The following is a 2,301-nucleotide window of genomic DNA, read 5'->3' as shown; positions in this document are numbered from 1 at the left end:
CACTTCGATAAAGCACATCGTATTGTCCGCCATCATACGGATTCGGCAGGAAACAGCGGTCAGTCCGATCTTGATCCTGCCAATACCCAGCGCTCAGACAGCGGCCCGCGATGCACAGTTCGCCGGAGGCTCCAACAGGCACTCTCTTCAATCGTGCATCGAGCACGTAGAGTTTTACGTTGTCGATTGGCCGTCCCACTGGGATAAGCGCCGAGTTGCCATCCGCATCCGATGTTTCGTGCACGGCTGCATTGGACGCACATTCCGTCGCACCATAGAAGTTCCACAAGGGCACGCCCGGAAAAGACCCGCGCCAGCGAGCAGGCAGCGAGGAAGGCATCGGTTCGGCGCTGCTTGTGACCAATCTCAAGGCGGTCCTTTGCGGTTGCCGTTCCTGGGACCCAATGATACCGGACAGGAGTGGCGGAGAGGCAAAAAAGCGTGTCACACGATGTTTTGCCAAACTGCACAACAACAGATCCGGATCTAGCACCTGCCCTTGGGTGAGGATCAGCGTGGGCACACCTCTCAGAAGCCCACCAAAATACTCCCAAGCGGACGCAACAAGGGAAGCGGACTTCTGGACAACCATCACGTCGGTACTATTGAAGGGAAAGCGTCGCCACATCCAGTTCAGCCGATTGAGAATGGCCGATTCCGGAATAAGAACCCCCTTCGCCCGCCCTGTTGAGGACGACGTGTATATAAGATTCGCAATTTGGTGATCTGAGGGTGAGTCGCTGGATTCGAAATTATCCGTCAGCGCCCTGCACCTGTCTAACGTCAATAGAGAAATCGAAGGTATGTCAAAGCCAGTCTCCGTGGTATTTGCGTGAACCAACACCTTTGCCTGACTATCTCGCAGGATATGTTGGATCCGATCAGGGGGATAATCTGGCGGTATCGGCACGACAATAGAGTGCAAAGCTCGCGCCGCCAGCATAACAGCGGCAACGTCAGGCGACCGGTCGACAAGCATGCCGACCATATCGCCAGCGCCCACGTCCAAATCCAGCAGGAAGGACCTGATAGCTGCTACGCGCTCACGCAGCTGGCTGAATGTGACTTCCCCGAACTCGCCAAAATATGCTACCTTGCTGTGATTGGAGACACTGATCTGCTCGAAAGCTTCAACAAGCAGACATTCAGAGTCATATGGCTGCCTGGATCCTTCCAGCGAGTTCAGTAGAGTGACGTCTGACGCGCTGAGGCAGCTCAGCTCCTCAATGGGCGCAAGCGGTTTGTCAACGCAGGCGGCAATCAGACAGCGCAGATTATTGGCCATGCGAACAACTAGATCACTCGAAAATATGTCTTCTGCATACGCCAGCTGGAGCGCAATTTCATCGCCCTGATCTTGCGCGTACAATGTTAGGTCGAATTTGACATAGCCTGTGTCGTATTCGCGGAATGTCAGAGCCAACTCGTCTTGACCAAGTGGCTCGGCAGCTTCGGAGTACATGTTGAACATGACCTGGAAGATCGGTGATCGCCCCGGTTCGCGACATAACCTTGTGTCCTTGACCATCCATCCGAATGGATAGGCCGAATTTGCGATAGCATCGCTGACCAGGCCCTGGATGCGCGTGGCATGAGCAGCAAAGGACTGACCGGCATCCATCGCGGCACGGATCGGTAGCATATTCAGGAAAAAGCCGACGATGTCGGCGCTGCCAGGTTGATCCCGTACAGCGTGTGGTATGCCGACGACAATGTCGTCCTCACCGCTATACATTCGTAGCAGCAGCTTGAAGCACGCCAGCAGTGTTGTCGACGTGGTGCAGCTGTTTCGGCGCGCAAATTCTCTTACGCGACTGGAGAGATCACTGCCAAGCAGCACTGGATGCGAGGCGCCGCGGTATGAATTTGTTTGCGGGCGCGCCCTTCCAAGCGAAAGCGCTGGCGGATCATCACCAATTTGACGACGCCAATAGTGACGTTGGTTCTCCAGCGCCTCTGGAGAAACGTGTTGTTTTTCCCACGCCGCGTAGCCCGAGAGTGACGCACGGTTCTCTGGGCAAAACGCCACGGCATCTACGTACCTTTGCTGAAGATCTCTGAGCAGAACAGAAATCGACCAGGCATCGAGGATGATTTCATGAGCGGTGATCAATATGAGATGATTGTCAGGACCAAGCCGGACCATGCGCGCGCGAAACAAGTGGCCCTGTCCGAGATCGAAATTGTCTTTCAGCTCCGTTCGCCGAAACTGTGCGATGAGCTCCTCAGCCTCGGAGGAGGTGAGATGAGATACATCGATCAATTCAAGATTGGTGCATGGCGGAGCATCAAAGCATTGAA

At 54.9% G+C, this 2,301-nt stretch carries 1 protein-coding gene; it reads right to left on the bottom strand.

Features of this window, described 5'->3' with window-relative positions; all coding sequences use genetic code 11:
* A partial coding sequence (locus tag I6F37_RS38215; RefSeq protein ID WP_225148804.1) for an AMP-binding protein occupies positions 1-2,263 on the bottom strand: 2,263 nt, incomplete at its 3' end.
* Positions 2,264-2,301: the final 38 nt, after the last annotated feature.

It is taken from the genome of Bradyrhizobium sp. NBAIM08, from assembly GCF_020193935.1.
GTDB classification, from domain to species: Bacteria; Pseudomonadota; Alphaproteobacteria; order Rhizobiales; family Xanthobacteraceae; genus Bradyrhizobium; species Bradyrhizobium yuanmingense.
The sequence above is the reverse complement of the archived record's forward strand: the minus strand, read 5'-3'. Positions and strand labels throughout refer to the sequence as shown.